This window comes from Rheinheimera lutimaris (assembly GCF_013283795.1).
Lineage (GTDB): Bacteria > Pseudomonadota > Gammaproteobacteria > Enterobacterales > Alteromonadaceae > Alishewanella > Alishewanella lutimaris.
This window is the reverse complement of record NZ_JABSOD010000021.1, coordinates 44684-60218: the sequence shown is the minus strand read 5'-3', so window position 1 is coordinate 60218 and position 15535 is coordinate 44684. Positions and strand designations below refer to the sequence as shown.

At 50.7% G+C, this 15535-nt stretch carries 15 protein-coding genes and 1 riboswitch; of the genes, 5 read left to right on the top strand and 10 right to left on the bottom strand.

Annotated elements, in window-relative coordinates; all coding sequences use genetic code 11:
• Window positions 1-140: 140 nt before the first annotated feature.
• Window positions 141-1181, bottom strand: a complete 1041-nt coding sequence (locus tag HRH59_RS16255; RefSeq protein WP_173502328.1) for an IS110 family RNA-guided transposase — start codon at window positions 1179-1181, stop codon at window positions 141-143.
• 187 nt (window positions 1182-1368) lie between these two features.
• Between HRH59_RS16255 and HRH59_RS16250 the strand changes: the two genes are divergently transcribed.
• From HRH59_RS16250 to HRH59_RS16240, 3 genes are all read left to right on the top strand, one after another.
• Complete coding sequence (locus HRH59_RS16250; RefSeq protein ID WP_173502327.1) at window positions 1369-1785, top strand: hypothetical protein; 417 nt, start codon at window positions 1369-1371, stop codon at window positions 1783-1785.
• A 26-nt stretch (window positions 1786-1811) separates the two neighbouring features.
• Entirely contained in the window at window positions 1812-2177 is a 366-nt protein-coding gene (locus tag HRH59_RS16245; protein WP_173502326.1) for a glyoxalase superfamily protein, read from the top strand.
• Between the two features lie 128 nt (window positions 2178-2305).
• Entirely contained in the window at window positions 2306-2449 is a 144-nt protein-coding gene (locus tag HRH59_RS16240) for a hypothetical protein (protein ID WP_173502325.1), read from the top strand.
• Window positions 2450-2591: 142 nt separating this feature from the next.
• On the opposite strand, the gene HRH59_RS16235 is transcribed toward HRH59_RS16240, so the two are convergent.
• The 9 genes from HRH59_RS16235 to HRH59_RS16195 all read right to left on the bottom strand — a co-directional run bounded on the left by HRH59_RS16235 (window position 2592) and on the right by HRH59_RS16195 (window position 13336).
• Window positions 2592-3596: an ArsA family ATPase gene (locus tag HRH59_RS16235; protein WP_173502324.1), complete on the bottom strand. Its 1005-nt coding sequence runs from the start codon at window positions 3594-3596 to the stop codon at window positions 2592-2594.
• Complete coding sequence (locus HRH59_RS16230) at window positions 3587-3859, bottom strand: cory-CC-star protein (protein ID WP_173502323.1); 273 nt, start codon at window positions 3857-3859, stop codon at window positions 3587-3589. The genes HRH59_RS16235 and HRH59_RS16230 overlap by 10 nt, the downstream gene beginning before the upstream one ends.
• Window positions 3856-5541, bottom strand: coding sequence for a carbon starvation CstA family protein (locus HRH59_RS16225; RefSeq protein ID WP_173502322.1), 1686 nt, complete (start codon window positions 5539-5541; stop codon window positions 3856-3858). Before HRH59_RS16225 ends, HRH59_RS16230 begins: the two co-directional genes overlap by 4 nt.
• A gap of 95 nt (window positions 5542-5636) precedes the next feature.
• Window positions 5637-7514, bottom strand: a complete 1878-nt coding sequence (locus HRH59_RS16220) for a tetratricopeptide repeat-containing diguanylate cyclase (RefSeq protein ID WP_173502321.1) — start codon at window positions 7512-7514, stop codon at window positions 5637-5639.
• 73 nt (window positions 7515-7587) lie between these two features.
• On the bottom strand, window positions 7588-7941 hold the full coding sequence (locus HRH59_RS16215) for a YdbL family protein (RefSeq protein ID WP_173502320.1): 354 nt from the start codon (window positions 7939-7941) through the stop codon (window positions 7588-7590).
• A 10-nt stretch (window positions 7942-7951) separates the two neighbouring features.
• On the bottom strand, window positions 7952-8140 hold the full coding sequence (locus HRH59_RS16210; protein WP_173502319.1) for a YnbE family lipoprotein: 189 nt from the start codon (window positions 8138-8140) through the stop codon (window positions 7952-7954).
• The gene (locus HRH59_RS16205; protein ID WP_173502318.1) at window positions 8137-10698 is read right to left on the bottom strand and encodes an intermembrane phospholipid transport protein YdbH family protein; all 2562 of its coding nucleotides are present in this window, start codon (window positions 10696-10698) and stop codon (window positions 8137-8139) included. The genes HRH59_RS16210 and HRH59_RS16205 overlap by 4 nt, the downstream gene beginning before the upstream one ends.
• Window positions 10699-10883: 185 nt before the next feature.
• Complete coding sequence (locus tag HRH59_RS16200) at window positions 10884-12602, bottom strand: M28 family metallopeptidase (protein ID WP_173502317.1); 1719 nt, start codon at window positions 12600-12602, stop codon at window positions 10884-10886.
• 122 nt (window positions 12603-12724) lie between these two features.
• A complete protein-coding gene (locus tag HRH59_RS16195; RefSeq protein WP_173502316.1) occupies window positions 12725-13336 on the bottom strand; it encodes a hypothetical protein in 612 nt (203 codons plus the stop codon).
• A gap of 105 nt (window positions 13337-13441) precedes the next feature.
• Here HRH59_RS16195 and HRH59_RS16190 point away from each other — a divergent pair, with 105 nt between their 5' ends.
• A complete protein-coding gene (locus HRH59_RS16190; RefSeq protein WP_173502315.1) occupies window positions 13442-13711 on the top strand; it encodes a DUF3081 family protein in 270 nt (89 codons plus the stop codon).
• A gap of 177 nt (window positions 13712-13888) precedes the next feature.
• Window positions 13889-14061: riboswitch (Lysine riboswitch) on the top strand.
• Window positions 14062-14167: 106 nt separating this feature from the next.
• Entirely contained in the window at window positions 14168-15520 is a 1353-nt protein-coding gene (gene lysC / locus HRH59_RS16185) for a lysine-sensitive aspartokinase 3 (protein WP_173502314.1), read from the top strand.
• Window positions 15521-15535: the final 15 nt, after the last annotated feature.

Here is a 15535-nt window from a genome sequence, read left to right as displayed (position 1 = left end):
TACTTTTAGCGTCAATTAAAAATGGGTGTATTACCCTTCCTGCGCACGGTCGTTGCCGCTTTGTTTTATCCGCTTTGTAGTGCAATTCGTTGGTTGAGAGTTGTCGTTAACTTACGGTTTTACTGCGCTGTACTGCTACATCATATTGCCAAACCTAAAGCATCTTGCCGCTGTTGCTTTGCCATAATCGCCCACAGCATTCTGGCCTGTTTGGCTGCGATAGCCACGGCAACAACATTATTGGGTCGTCGCTCTTGCAGCTTATAAATCCACTCAAACATCGGGTTGGTTTGGGTGGACTTTTGGGCTCTGCTGGCCGCTAACATTACCGTGCGGGCACCTTGCACCAGCAACGTTCGCAAGTAACGGTCTCCGCGCTTGGTTATAGCACCAAGCTGGTTTTTACCACCGGATGAATTCTGCTTGGGCACTAAACCGAGCCAGGCGGCGAATTGTCTGCCGTTTTTAAATACTGACACATCTCCGGCGGTAGCTACAGCGGCGCTAGCAGTAATACTTCCGACACCGCAAAGGGTGAGCAACGCCTGCGCCGCACTGTCTTGCTTACCCCAGCTTTCAATCCGTTTGTTCAACGCCTCAATGCGCTGCTCTAAATCGGTTAGCCTATCGGCTAAATCTGCCATGCTTTGACGAAACAGCACCGGCAGTGTTTCATCTTCAGCAACCCATGGTAATGTTTTGGCCAGCGCCGCACGGCCCTGATTAATCACAATGCCAAATTCGTGCAGGTAGCTGCGGATTTGGTTCATCAAGGACGTGCGTTCACGCACCCATTGGTCTCGCATGCGGTGCATCACCAGTACTGCTTGTTGTGATTCTGACTTAACAGCAACAAAACGCATATTCGGCCGTGCCAGCGCTTCACAAATGGCTTCGGCATCATTGGCATCGTTTTTACCGCCACGGCGGTAAGGCGCAACATACTGCGGTGTCATCAGCTTTACAGTATGGCCAAGCTTAGTCAGTTCACGCGCCCAATAATGCGCACCGCCACAGGCTTCAATGCCAATCAGCATCCGTGGTTTATTAGCGAAATAGCGCAGCATTTCGCCTCTGGCTAACTTTTTGACCATAACGGTTTCACCGGATTTAGCATTAACGCCATGAATTTGAAACACGAGCTTTGCAATATCAATCCCGCAACGTATAAACTGTTCCATGCGACTTCCCCTTACTTGTGACTGTTTGATTAGACACTCTCAGTGTGGCACGTCGATGCCGGATAGTGAGGGGGAGTCCATGTTATTGCTTAATTTCGTTCCGGCCACAAACAACGTGGCCTCCACTGGACTGCCTACGCTGCGCTGCGGCAGCCAATTAGTAATGCGTTATATTTTTTGAGTAGTCATGAGCACAATAATTAGAACTGTAATAACGTCACTGCTTTTATTTATGTTGCCGATAACCGCTTATCAGGCATACAAAATATTGCTTATTGGTAGCTGCGATCCAAAGTTTGGCTGTTGGGGCACCTTCCAACTTAGCTTGTTAATTGGCTCAGCGTACTGTTTTATATCTCTAGTTGCATTAATCACGGTTCAGTTGGTATCCAAAGTAAACATGCTCAACGTGTTTGCAGTGTTGGTAACACTGCTACTCGGAGCAGTACATTGGTTTGTGCTTTCGATTGAGCTTTTAGATTCACTAACCATGCAAGTGCTATTTTGGCTGGCGTTTTCAGGTGTGTTTTATTCACTTGCAGCTGTAATTTCAAAAAAATATAACAAGCAAAGCCAGCCGACGCGTACCGCGCAGCTGCTTTGAGCGTTATGTGTAATGGAGTAGATGGCATGGAGTTTCAGACAATCCCGATTATGCGGATTTTTGACGAAGATAAAGCCAAAGAGTTTTACCTTGGCTTTCTCGGTATGGAATTAGATTGGGAGCATCGCTTTGAGGATGGCTACCCAATTTACATACAAGTATCGCTTGGCGATTTTGTCTTACACCTAAGTGAGCATTCTGGTGATTGTGCGCCAGGCAGCAAGGTTTTCGTTAATGTCAGCCATATCGATCAACTTTTTGCACAAGTTACTGCAAAGCCTTATAAATACAACAAACCAAGCATTGAAGAAGCTGCTTGGGGTGCAAGATGTTTTACTGTAACAGATCCGTTTTCAAACAGGATATTGTTTAATGAATCAACAGACACATAACAAATTGTCTTAATTTCGTTCCGACCACAAAAAGCGTAGCCTCCACGGGACTACCTATAGTGCGCTGCGGCAACCCATCTTAGTTGGTATAACTTAGTAATTTCACGTTTAGGTGTATAGGAGATAACTTGATTAATGAATTAAAAATTTGGTGGAGCTCAGTGCCAAAAGCTCAGAAGGCCGGGCTGATAGTGTTAGCGGCGTTTGTTGCTGCAGTTCTGGTGATGAGCTTCGGCGTGACTATAGGCGAATCTGTGGGCAAGGTGCTCTAAAGCTGTTGTAGCCACTGTTGTGGCGTGTGTTGTCAGGTCAGCATTAAAAGCGGCAGTGGTGTCGTTACAACATGACGGCTTCACTACCTGTTAGTTGCTTTTATCTTTCTTTGACAGGGGTATTGCCCGGCAACAGCGCCGGTTATAAACCGGCTTGCTCAAGTAAACCCGCCATATGCTGCAGGGCGGTTAAGCCTTGTATATCGGTGGCTTGCAGCGGCACTTTGTAGCGCGGCAGTTTGGCAAAATCCTGCTCTATCTGGGCCAGATGCACCTTTTCCTGGCTGCGGCGTGCGGCAAGAAAATCACCATCAGCACTGTCGGGTAAAATGCGGTTAACCACTAAACCTGCCAGTGGCAGTTTTTCCTGTTGCAGGCTTTGTACGGCGCGGCCGGTTTCCAGTATTGGCAGTTTTTCCGGCGTTAACACAAACAGCAGCGCGGTGCGGCTGTTATCGGTTAACACCTCGCGGGTGCGCTGTAATAAACGCTGGCGTGTCAGCAGGGTTTCGGTAATGGCTTTGTTGCGTGCATCCATACCGGCGGTGGCGTGCTGGTTAGGGTCGGCCAGCGGACTGTCAATATCGCGCCCGGCGTTGGGGGTTAAATGCCCCAGCACATCACCGAGTTTTTCTGAACGTTTATTGGCATTGAGCAGGCCCTGAGTCCAGGCCGCCATGGCTTCCGGCAGGCTTAGCAGGCGCAGAGTATGGCCGGTAGGGGCGGTATCAAACACCACTACATCATAATCTTTTAAACCCAGTTCAATAACATTGGCGATGCGCTCCAGCATGGCCGCTTCCTGGGCGCCCGGGGATTGGCGGGTTAGCCGCATTTGCCGCTCTATTTCGCTGAACATCTCCGGCCTGGTAAAGCGCTTTAACTGCGCGGTGACTTTAGCCAGGTGTTGTTCTACTTCGCGGTCGGGGTCCAGCTCCAGTCCATCTACATTCGGTGCTAAGCGGGTAATATTATCGCCAATTTCACGGTCGAACGCATCGGCTAAGCTGTGCGCCGGGTCGGTAGAGACCAGTAGCACTTTTTTACCGCGGCTGGCTGCCAACAACGCCAGCGCAGAGGAAGTGGTGGTTTTACCCACGCCGCCTTTACCGCCGATAAGCAGTACGCGTTTATCAGTTAACAGCATTTGATGTTGTCCAGTGGCGAGTGCTCCATGCCCATACGAATATGCCAGTCATGAAAGCGTTCCATTAATAACGGTTGCAGCTCGAGGGTGTAGTAACTGGCGGGGTTGGGTACGCCCATCATTTCAGAGAAGATGAGCAGCATAAATAAATCATCCTGCTCACGTTTGGCGCGCGCTATCGCACTGCGGTAGGGCGCGTTATAGGCTTCTTCAGCGTAAAAGCTGGCCTGGCGGAACCAGGCCTTAAACTTGTCTAAACTCATGCTTCTTTGGCAGCGGGGTTAGCTTTGTTGGCTTTAATTTGCTTGGTTAAGGCCGAGCTACACTCCAGTGATACCAGAATCGCGGCTACCAGCACGATTAAATCCATGGTGAACAGGAACCAGTCGCCCTTGTCGTAGAAGCTTTTTAACTGAATTAACAGACCCAGGGTGGTCATGATCAGTAAAAAGATTAACGGTGCCAGGGTGTACCACATAGGGCGGCGCAGCTTAACTAACATTACCGTGATGACCAGCAGGGTTAAACCGGCCAGCAACTGGTTAGTGGTGCCAAACAGTGGCCAGATCATTAAACCGCCGGAGCCATCGCCACCGGCACCAAAGGCCAGTAATAAACACGAACCTACCGCCAGTAAGGTGGCCGGCGCGGCTTTCTGCATCCAACCGATGTTATAAATGCTGCCCCATTCCTGGAAAATATAGCGCTGCAGGCGCAGGCCGGTATCCATGGTGGTGCCGGCAAACAATACTACCATTACCGTTAGCAGGGTTTGTGACAACACGGTATCCAGGCCAATGCCTTGTTGCAGGATGTTAGCACCACCGGTTATAAAGGCTGACACACCGCCTTTGCCAAAACCACTGTAGATAGCTTGCCAGTCGGCAAGAGTTGCAAAACCGGCGGTAGCGGCAATGATGGCGGCCAGCGCTAATGAGCCTTCGCCTACGGCACCAAAATAACCGACAAAACGTACGTCCGGCTCTTTATCAAGCTGCTTGGAGGTGGTACCACTGGAGACCAGACCATGGAAACCGGAGATGGCACCACAGGCGATGGTAACAAACAGCAGCGGGATAAGAGACGGTGTGCCCTCAGGAACATCGCTATTAAACGCCGGCGCTACCACATCAGGGCCGGAAATTAATACGGCGCCGTACAGCAGAATTAAACCAATAAACAGCTGAATACCGTTGATGTAGTCACGCGGTTGCAACAACATCCATACCGGCAGTAAGGATGCAATAGCAGCATAAACAAACAGCATAATGATCCAGCTTTGGTTATCGCTAAGCGGGCCTACCATTTCCGGTAACGCCAGCGGCATCATAGGGCCGACGTAAATCATACCGTACAGTGCTATTACACCAACAATGGTAACCAGCAGCAGGCTCATATTTTTGCGGTATATCAGCTGGCCGATAATCAGTGCGACAACGATTGCGCCCCACACCGGAATAGTGGCGCTGGGGAAGTTAATTAACTGGCCGGCGATTACCACAGCAAATACCGCGTTTACCATCAGCAATACCAGGAAAATAACAATCATAAAGATACTGCGGGCACGGTTACCAACGATATCACCGGTTAAGGCACCGATAGATTTGGCTTTATTGCGGCTGCTGGCCCAGATAGCACCGGCATCGTGCACACCGGCGAAGAAAATAGTGCCGAATACCACCCATAAAAACGCCGGTACCCAGCCCCAGATCACGGCAATAGCAGGGCCGATAATAGGCGCGGCGCCGGCCACTGAGGTGAAGTGGTGGCCCCAAAGGATGTACTTGTTCGTCGGGACATAGTCGACACCGTCCTGCATTTCGTGTGCAGGGGTGCGAAAGTGTGGGTCAACTTTAAAGATTTTTTCGCAGATAAACTTAGAGTAGACAAAATAGCCCAGTGCCATAGCACCAAGCCCCATCAACATCAGAAAAATGGCATTCATCAGAGGCCTCTGTAAGGTGTTGTTATAGTTAGGGTAACGGTAGGGTAAGCATAGTACAAAAAAATGACGGGCCCGGCCATTAGACTAAAGTCGTGTTAGTCAGCAGCCACCACCTTGTTACGGCCATCGGCTTTGGCTTTATATAAGGCGTCATCAGCGCGCGCCAGGCTGACATTCAGGGCTTCGTCCGGTTGATATTCTGATACGCCAATACTGCAGGTAATGTTAAGTGCCGCTGGCCCGTCAGCAAAACTTATCGCCGCAATGGCCAGACGCAAGCGTTCAGCAATGACCAGCGCCGGCTCCAGCCCGGTATCCGGCAGCACAATTAAAAATTCTTCGCCACCGGTGCGGCCGAAGTGATCTTGCTGGCGCAGCATAGCCGATACCGTCATACACATTTGTTGCAGCACAGTATCACCGACATCATGGCCAAAGCGGTCATTCACCTGCTTAAAGTGATCCAGATCCAGGATCAGAAAGCTAAGTGGCTCAGTGGTGTCGATGGCTTTTACCCGTTCTTGTTCGGCCTGCATCATAATGCGGCGCCGGTTGGCTATATTGGTTAGCTCGTCGGTCATGGCCAGACGATGCAAGCGGTGGTTTCGCCGCTTTAGTGATATGGCAAAACTGAACAAAATCAGCAACAGCAATGCAATTAATGACAAGGCGGCATATTGCCAGCGCTGCGCCAATTGCAGTGTGCTGACATGCTGTTGCATCATTTGTTTTTCGGCCGTTAACTGGTTGTGCCATTCCTGCTGGCGGGCAGAGTCGAACTGAAAACGCAAAATGTTGCTTTGATGCTCTTTCGCCAATTTTTGCTGTGTTTTATTTAGCTTGATATAGCGCGTCAGCAAGTCGTACGCCTGGCGGTAATTACCCAATGCTGCTTCAGCCGGGGCTCTGGCGGCATACAGCATTAACATATAACGCGGGTTATTTTCTTTAATCAGGTATTGCTGCGACTCGTCAAAGCTTTGCAGTGCTTCTTGCGTGCGGTTCAGTGCGTGCAGGGCTTCACCCTGATACATCGCCAGTAAGCCTTTGTAGCTTTCCAGGGTAGATAAATCCGGTGCATTCAGTGTCGCCAGTTCCGCTTTGGCTTCGATTGCAAGCGCTAAGGCTTGCGGGTACTGTTGCAGCAGGTTGCGGATCCATACCAGGTTAACCTTGGTATATGTTTGCCACAGCGGCTCTTGTAATTGCTGATACACCAACATTGATTGCTCAAACAGCGCCAAAGCTTGTTCATATTGCCCCAGCTCGGCATATGAATAGGCTTTCTCGTGCATAATCAGTGCATGGCGGAATTGCTCATCCGCTGAGGTGAATTTCTGCTCTGCTTGTTCGATATAATTCAGCGCATCCTGATACAGCCCCATACGGCGATAGGTTGCGGCTATCGATAACACCAGATCACTGATGTAGGGCTTATAGCCCAGGCCGCGTTGCAGCTGATACGCGGTAACATAATGCTCCATGGCATCGGCATAGTTGCCTGTGTATGACGCCAGGTTTCCCAGCAGCGTCAGGCTAATGGCAATACTCAACGGGTTTTCACTGGCGGTGGCGGCGTCATGCGCTTGTTGGGCGCTTTGTGTTGCAAGGTTTGTGTCGCCGGCCTGGCTAAACAGGTAATAGCGGCACACGTAATAATCGGCCAATGCGGCTTGATCATTGCGCTGTTCAGCCTGTTGAATTTTGCTGTCACTGTAAGCTATGCCGGCGGCCGGCTTGTCGGTATAGCCGAGTTGGCAGCGCAAGCGGTCCAGCCGGTGTTGTCGTGTTATGTCATTCGGCGGCAGGGCGGCTTCAAGATCAGTCAGCGCTGTTTGATAGTCTGCCAGACTAAAAAAATAACGCTGGCCGCTCTCAATTTGCTGCACCAGTTGGTCGAACTGCTCAGGTGCGGCTTTTACCACACAACTGAGCAACAGCACCGCGCTGAAAATGATTTTATTCAAAGACATAAATTAACCACTGAGCAAGACCTTATCAGCATAGCCGATACTGTGCGGCGCAGAAGACTTTTATTTACGCCGTTCAGCGCTTTTGCACCCAATTACCATCCAGCAAAATAAAATGCCCTGTGCTGGTGCGCTCCAGTGCTTTTTTACCGGCCATGGCTTCAACATCGGCCACAGCAATATTGTTTTGCTGGGCCAGCCTGGCATACTCGGCGCGACGGGCGTCGTTAATCAGCTTTACAATAGCGGCGGCATCGTTGTTGTTTTGTACTACCCCCAGGTAGCCGTTGGCTTGCTCGCCGACCAGGCCTTGTGCTTTAGCGTTACCCAGGGCCGCCATGGCTTGTTGTAAATTCATTGCCAGCACCGGCAGGCTCAACGCGAACAGGGCCGGTAACAGTAGCATTTTAATATGTTTAATCAGTGTCATGTTGTGCTCCTCAGAATAAACCGCTGTCGTCGCTGAACAGTTCGTCCAGCTGCTTGTCGACCTTGATATAAATTTCATGCTGAATTTTAACGTTCAGGTTAATGTTGATGGGCTCGGCTGGTAAAGCGACCTGCACCTTAGGGGTGCAAGCGGCCAGAAGCAGCGCCAGCACTATCGCTGCGCTTAGTTTTGGTATCATGGTTTTACTCCATTGGCGTTGTTTACGCGTTGCTGTTGGATGCGTTGTTGTACCCGTTGTTTTATTTTGTCACTGATTTGGCTGCTAAGTTGCAAGCTGGTGATAAGCGCCGGAATATCTTCTTCCAGGTTAATATTTAAATTTATTGCCCGGCCTTGTTCCAGTGCCGGATTTTGGCCCTGCAGATTCAGCGCCAGTAATAACTTACCGCTGGTATCATAGCTGACATTGCTCGACAGCACCGAGTAATGGAAATCGTCCAGCGCGTTCAGTACCACCTTCATACCCTGGTTGCTTGCTGCCATACCTTGTGCTGCAGACGGGCGGTATTGCAGCTTACCACCCGGGCTTTCGGCGGCAATGCTACCATCGGTTACACTGGCGCCATTGCTGCCAAGCTGCAGTGGAATGCTGCCGGAAATACGGCCGTTGCCGGTTAAATCTGTGGTTGGATGCTGTTGCAGTAGCTGGCTTAAGTCTATTTGTTGTAGTTCAAGTTGCAGTTGCTGCTGTGCCTGCGCTAAATCCAGCTGCACCGGCTGCACCAACACCTTGCCCCCCATAGCCAGCAGCTGCAGTTGTTGAATATTCAGCTTACCTGCCGTTGGTGTTTCTACAGGCGCGGCATACTGCGCACTGAGGGCCAATGGCCCGACGCTAACCCCGTGCAGAATTTCCGCTACTGTAATGTTGTCTGTGGCCAGCAATACGTTGTTGTGCCGGTATTGCATCTGCAATGTGCCGGCCAGCTCTTTAAACAGGCTGCGATCATAAATACCATTGATACCGGATAATGCGAGGGTGGCGTCAACACTGGTATCCGGCAGCAATGTCATCTCGCCACCGGCGCTAAGCCGGCCACGGTTAAATTCCAGCAATGCCGGCCAGGCGGTAAGGGTGGCAGAAAGCGGGTTGCCGGCCAGTAAGAATATCTCGTCCAGCTGCCAGCTGACAGCGGTGTTGTCCGGCGTATAGCGCAGCTGATGGCTAAGACCAAGGCTGGCACTGTTACTGAGCTTGCCGTCGATATTTAGCGCTGCGGTTGAGCCGCTAAGCTTACCGTGCCACTGCCAGCTCAGCGGTTTTAATTGTGCCTGCGTTAAGGTCGCCACATTTACGTCAACATCAGTGCGCAGTGTAGTCTGGTTAAAGTTACTGTCGCCGCTAAACTGACCTGACGCGGCAACAAGGCGAATGTCACGCGCCTGTACATCGGCAGTGTTTAGCTGCGCAATGCTGGCCTCTGTGTTTAACAGTGCAAGTTGCCAGCTGTCCACCAGCCAGGAGGCGTTAAAGTGGCTGTTTAGTGTCAGGTTCTTCGCAGTAACATCACCTGGCAATGTTAGTTGTTTCTGCACTAAGTTAAGCCGGCCGTTACGCAGTGCGGCACTTAGCGGCGGTGTCAGGTTCAGCGTGGCGTCGGCGGCCAGTTGCAGTGTTGTGTCACCGCTGCTGCTAATACTAAAACTGAGCGGCAGGGCGTTAAGTTGTGGTTGGCTTTGGCCATCGGCACTGACAGCTATCTGTAACTGCTCTGCATCAGCGCCAAACTGCTGCAGCTGCTCTGGTAGCTGTGGCTGCTTTACCGCCAACTGTGCATTTAACTGATAACGGTTCAGCTCGCCGCGCTCCAGAGCCAGCTCTGCCTGCACTGTGCCTTGTACTTGTCCTATGCCCGGCACGGTTAACGGTGCCGGCAGGTTGGCACTGAGTTGCCAATTGCCGCTGGCGTGTGAGGCGATACCGGCGAGATCCATGCCAGGCGGGAGTTGCAGTTGCCAGTTGCTTTGCACGGATACCGGGGCGGTAAATTGTGCTAAGGCATCTTGCGCAATTGCCGGCTGCCACAGCTTTAGCTGCTGTATTAACCAGGGCGAGGGTGGCGCGATATCTAATTTCAGCTCGCCGTTGGCGCTGATACCGTTTTCACTGCTTAGTTGCTGGTGTAGCTTGAGCTGTGTGCTGTTATCCAGCTCCAGCTGCATATTCAGCACCGGCAGCTGTTGCACGGCGTGATAATCGCCGCTAAGCGTTAACCGTGGCAGTGTCGGAGTGGCGGCATCTGCAGCCGTAAGCCGGTACTGCAGTTGCTGTGCTGAGTGGCTTACCTTGGCCGATAGCAGATAATGACAGTCGCTGGCAGCGCAGGGCAGTTGCAGCGTAAGCCGGTCAATGTTTATGTTATCGGGAAAATTGGCCGGCACTTGCCAATCGGCGGGTAAAGACGGCGCAGTTGCCGGCGCGGCATTCTTATCTGTGGTTTGTGGCCATTGCAGCAGGCGGATATTGGCGCTGCCAAGTTGTAAGCGGGTTATTTTGCTGTTTAACAGCTGCCAGTTGATGCTGATATCAGTGAGTTGAACCTGCAGTTGCGGCTTATCCAGGCTGAAACTTACACTGCTAAGCTGTAACTGGCGCAGGCTAAGGCTGCTGATCTGGTATTGCAGGTTGTGCAGCGGCAGGGCGGCAAGGTTTTTTTGCAGATACCAATACGCTGCCGCTGTTAACAGCAGTAACAGAGCGAAAGCTGTAAGCAGCATTTTTTGCCACCGGCGCATAGGTGATCCTTCAGGTTGTTAAGCCGACACTAAACCGAAGCTACTGAATAGACAATGAATATACCACGATGTTTAAGCTGCTGTTATGCCATCACATTATTTACCTATAAAAAAGGGCAGCCAATGCTGCCCCGATATTATCTAATCTTGTCACTTGTCACTTGTCACTTGTCACTTGTCACAAGCTACTCTTTACGCGCTGCGGCTGAAGCATCACGCAGGGCGCGGAACTCGTTGCCCTCGTTCCAGTTTGGCCAGTTGCGGCTGTTCGCCAGCTCGTTACCGACCTGATAGAACAGGAACAAGTCTTGTTGTGCGCCGCGTAAGTCCCAATTATCATTCCACTCGTCACCGACTTTGTGATAACAACACTTATTGTACTCGGCACGCTGCGCTTTGCCCCATGCTTCGCCATTTTCAAAATGGTTGTTACCGCCTTTAGCATACAAAATAGGTACGCCTTTTTTCGACAGGTTAAAGTGATCTGAGCGATAAGCAATGCCGGCTTCCGGGTTATGCTCGCGCACCGCATAGCGGCCTTGCTGTTCGGTGTATTTAACTAAAATGTCTTCAGCGTTATTGTTACCCAGGCCGACAATTACCATGTCTTTCATCGGGCCGTACACGTTCATTACGTCCATATTGATGCCAACAACGGTTTTTTCCAGCGGGAATACCGGGTTGGCTGCATACCAGGCTGAGCCTAATAAGCCGCGCTCTTCCGCGGTTACCGCGACAAATACTACAGAGCGCTCAGGCTGCGCTTGTTGGGTAAAGTATTCAGCCAGTGCCAGTAAACCACCGGTGCCGGACGCATTATCCTGGGCGCCGTTAAATACCTTATTGGTCGGGTTGGAAAAATCCATGCCCAGGTGATCCCAGTGCGCCATATACAGCACATATTCGTCCGGGTATTTGCTGCCTTCGATATAGCCGACCACGTTGCTGGAAGTGAGCTCGCGCAGGTTGTTCTTTACGCTGACCGAAGCGGTGGCGTTAAGTGCGATGGGCGCAAAATCTTTTTCCAACGCTTTTTTATGCATAGTGGCTAAGTCGGTGCCGATATTGGCAAACAGCTTTTCAGCCGACTCAGTGGTTACCCAACCCTCAATTTGGGCACGGTCCATGTTTTTGTTTTCGTTGATTAAATCAAATTTAATCGGCGAGCCATGTGCTACTACGCCCCAGCCATAACTGGCCGCATCGGTTTCATGGATAATCAGCGCCATTGCAGCACCCTGGCGGGCCGCTTCTTCATATTTATAAGTCCAGCGGCCGTAGTAGGTCATGGCATTGCCGTTAAACAACTCAGGATCTTGCGTTGCAAAGCCGGGGTCGTTAACAAACATTACTACGGTTTTGCCTTTAACATCTAAGCCTTCGTAGTCGTTCCAGTTGTATTCCGGGGCAACTATGCCGTAGCCAACAAATACCATCTCGCTGTCGGTTACCTCTACCTGTTCTGTTACCCGGGTGGTCCAGGCGGTCATGTCGTCACGGTAGTTGAACTGCGCCGGCAGTTTGTCGCCTTTTAAGCTCATGGCAGACACTTGTTTCGGGTCAATTTGTACCAGTGATACCGGCTGTTTATAGCTGTCGCCATCGATTGGTTTTAGGCCGATACGGCGAAAGTTATCTTCTAAAAAGGCCACGGTTAACTCTTCGCCTTTGGTGGCAGGGGCGCGGCCCTGAAACTCATCGGCTGATAGCGTTTTAATATATTCGCCCAGACGCGGGTTTACGTCGGCAAATTGTAATTCAGTGTTCTTAATGGCGGTGTCTGCCAACTCTGGTGCTTTTACTTCAGCAGTTTTTACGTCTGCTGGTTGCTCAGAGCAAGCACCAAGTAAGGCGCCTGTAGCTAATACGCCGGCAAGCAGCGTAAACCTGGAAAGGGTAATCATAGTCACTCCGTGGTTTTTTATCGTTATATGTCGCTGTAGTCTCAGCGCTCAGTGTTAAAACGCTTTATCTTAACGCATGTGAAAATCAGCGACCAGTAATAGTGGTCGCAGTTGTAGTGCGCTTAGTCTTTATAACCCCAGGGCGTTGGTGGTAAAGCCACCGGTTTGGTTAAATCAAAGTCAACACGAAATTCACGGCCATCACGCACCAGCCGATAGCTGAACGTTTGCGGATAAATATACATTTGCCAGGTATTGCCATTAGAGGCCGGAATACCCAGGCGCACAAACAGTTCTTTCGAGTACTGATCGGCCGGAAAGCTTTGTACTGTCGGCCAGCCGGCATCCAGCGTATGGCCACCGTACATGGTGGAGACATCATGGCTGCCGTCTTTATTGCGATGATCATGCTTTAAGCTCAGGCCCGAGCCGGTTTTAGTGATAATCCAGGTGCGGGAATGATTGTCACCGACATGGAACGGGATCTGCAATTGACTGTCGGTACATTTACGCACATGCATAATCAGCTTACCGTCAAAGCCATCGCTCTTCGGGTTGTCCATTACTACTTTGCCTTGATAGGCTTTACCGCAATGTGCGCGAAGATTATCAAAGTAGGCATCGTGGCTGGCAATAGACACCAGTGGCGCCGGCTGCACAATATCAGCGGTGGCGGCCAAAGCGACGAGGGAGAAACTCAGGGCAACAGAGGTTGTGAGCAGGTTGTTATGCATATATTTTCCTTATTGTTCTGGTATAACTGCGCCGGACTATAACCTTTGTATGTATTCGCTGCAAACCGGTGATACTCTTATGGCAATTGAGACAGGAGCATACGAATGCAGAATGAATTAGATGGTAAATTTCTCCTCAGCGTATTTGGCAAGGTAGAAAAACATGGTAGCGCGGTTAACAACGAGTTGGGCGCTGGCTTTGTCCTGGATGGCATAACAGTAAATTCCGGCTTTGACGGCTATGAAGTGTATTTCAGCGACGGCAAGGTGCAGTTAACGCTGGGTTTTCATAATAAATGGCACAGTGATGCTGCCAATGAGGCTGATATGGATGCTTTTGTGGCACAGCTTAAAAAAATTAACCGCGACTACTGATTTATTTCATAGTTGCTAAGGATTTGTTCAGCTTAAACCGCTACCATAGCGCACAATTATAAGCGCTGGCAGACGCGACAGCGGGTGTTATCTGAATAAAGAATTGTTTAGACGGCTAAAAGGCTATTGCCTGATGCCGGAAAACAGGGTAAGGTGTCGCCCGTCAATCATATCTGATAGACCAGAAGAGGTGCGTTAGCCAGGTAGTTCAGGACAGATGTCTATACATCGTAGCCTGAATAAGGGGGACTAACGCCGAGGGAGGGGTAGTTATAGAGCTGCCTGTCCCGGTCGTTAAGGCTGAATCCTTACGACTGTCACCTGAATTTCGGTGGAGAGCTTCTGGCCTTTGTTAACTACAGTTTACAGAAATTACAGAAGCAGTCTGTTTCATTCTCGTTTTGCTGTTAGCAAATGCCATGCTCTGCTTATTATGTTTTATAAGGAGAGGCACCCTTGTCCAATCTTATTGTTGCAAAATTCGGCGGCACCAGTGTCGCAGACTTCGATGCTATGTCGCGCTGTGCCGACATTATCCTGGCAGAACCCGCTATTCGTTTAGTGGTGGTTAGCGCCAGTTCCGGCGTAACTAATCTGCTGGTCGATATTACCAAACATACTGACGTCACTGAACGCTATGCCTGCTATCAGGGCATTGAGGGTATTACGTTGGCGGTATTAAACCGCTTGCAGCAGCCTGATGCTGTAGCGGCGGATATCGCACAGTTACTGGCAGCATTAAAAGCGTTGATAGAGCAAAGCGGTGCTGTGTACAGCGCGGCGCATAAAGATGAAATTCAATCCTTTGGCGAGCGCTTAAGTTCAGTATTATTTGCTCAGGTGCTGCGTGAGCGCGGTGCTGCCGGTTTATGTTTTGACGCCCGCCGGGTTATGCGCACCGACAGTCGCTTTGGTAAAGGTGAGCCGCAAATAGCGCAGATCAGTGAGCTGTGTGCCATACAATTACGGCCGTTGCTGGCCGACAATGTAGTGGTAACTCAGGGCTTCATCGGCGCCGATGACGTGGGGCAAACTACCACCTTAGGTCGTGGGGGCTCGGATTACAGCGCTGCCTTGCTGGGTGAAGCATTAAAGGCGTCTGTAGTACAAATATGGACCGATGTCGTCGGCATTTTTACTACCGATCCGCGTTTAACTGAACAAGCGCGCTGCATTAAAGAAATCAGCTTCGATGAAGCGGCCGAAATGGCTACCTTTGGTGCCAAAGTACTGCATCCGGCCACATTAATACCGGCAATGCGCTGCAATATCGGCGTTTTTGTCGGCTCCAGCCGTGAACCACAAGCCGGCGGTACCTGGATAGCCAAAGAGGTCAAAGAACGGCCGCCGTACCGGGCTATTGCGCTGCGTAAATCACAAACGCTGATCACAGTAAAAAGCCCGGCCATGTTGCACGCCGCCGGTTTTTTAACCCGGGTGTTTGATATTTTAAGCCGGCATCAAATCTCAGTAGATTTGGTGACTACCTCAGAAATCAGTGTTGCCTTAACGTTGGACGAAGGCGGCATGACCAGCGCCTTCAGCGCCTCGGTAGAGCCGGCCCTGGCAGAGCTGCGCAGTTTTTGTGAAGTGGCGGTAGAGCAGGGCTTAAGCCTGATAGCGGTTATCGGCAATCATTTACACAGCAGCAAAGGCATTACCGGTGATTTATTTAATACGCTGGAGCGTATTAATATGCGGCTGATTTGCCACGGTGCCTCTAAACATAACCTGTGCTTTTTAGTACAGGACGCCGATGCACCCGGCGTGGTAAAACAGCTGCACCAAAGCTTGTTTAGTGCAGCCTGAGCAAACACCCGCAGC

Excerpts from the sequence above, each read along its gene's own strand:
- HRH59_RS16220 (WP_173502321.1), bottom strand. The coding sequence starts at position 7,514 with ATGTCTTTGAATAAAATCATTTTCAGCGCGGTGCTGTTGCTCAGTTGT.
- HRH59_RS16195 (WP_173502316.1), bottom strand. The coding sequence starts at position 13,336 with ATGCATAACAACCTGCTCACAACCTCTGTTGCCCTGAGTTTCTCCCTC.
- HRH59_RS16210 (WP_173502319.1), bottom strand. The coding sequence starts at position 8,140 with ATGATACCAAAACTAAGCGCAGCGATAGTGCTGGCGCTGCTTCTGGCC.
- HRH59_RS16200 (WP_173502317.1), bottom strand. The coding sequence starts at position 12,602 with ATGATTACCCTTTCCAGGTTTACGCTGCTTGCCGGCGTATTAGCTACA.
- HRH59_RS16255 (WP_173502328.1), bottom strand. The coding sequence starts at position 1,181 with ATGGAACAGTTTATACGTTGCGGGATTGATATTGCAAAGCTCGTGTTT.
- HRH59_RS16215 (WP_173502320.1), bottom strand. The coding sequence starts at position 7,941 with ATGACACTGATTAAACATATTAAAATGCTACTGTTACCGGCCCTGTTC.
- HRH59_RS16250 (WP_173502327.1), top strand. The coding sequence starts at position 1,369 with ATGAGCACAATAATTAGAACTGTAATAACGTCACTGCTTTTATTTATG.
- HRH59_RS16190 (WP_173502315.1), top strand. The coding sequence starts at position 13,442 with ATGCAGAATGAATTAGATGGTAAATTTCTCCTCAGCGTATTTGGCAAG.
- HRH59_RS16205 (WP_173502318.1), bottom strand. The coding sequence starts at position 10,698 with ATGCGCCGGTGGCAAAAAATGCTGCTTACAGCTTTCGCTCTGTTACTG.
- HRH59_RS16225 (WP_173502322.1), bottom strand. The coding sequence starts at position 5,541 with ATGAATGCCATTTTTCTGATGTTGATGGGGCTTGGTGCTATGGCACTG.
- HRH59_RS16230 (WP_173502323.1), bottom strand. The coding sequence starts at position 3,859 with ATGAGTTTAGACAAGTTTAAGGCCTGGTTCCGCCAGGCCAGCTTTTAC.
- HRH59_RS16245 (WP_173502326.1), top strand. The coding sequence starts at position 1,812 with ATGGAGTTTCAGACAATCCCGATTATGCGGATTTTTGACGAAGATAAA.
- HRH59_RS16235 (WP_173502324.1), bottom strand. The coding sequence starts at position 3,596 with ATGCTGTTAACTGATAAACGCGTACTGCTTATCGGCGGTAAAGGCGGC.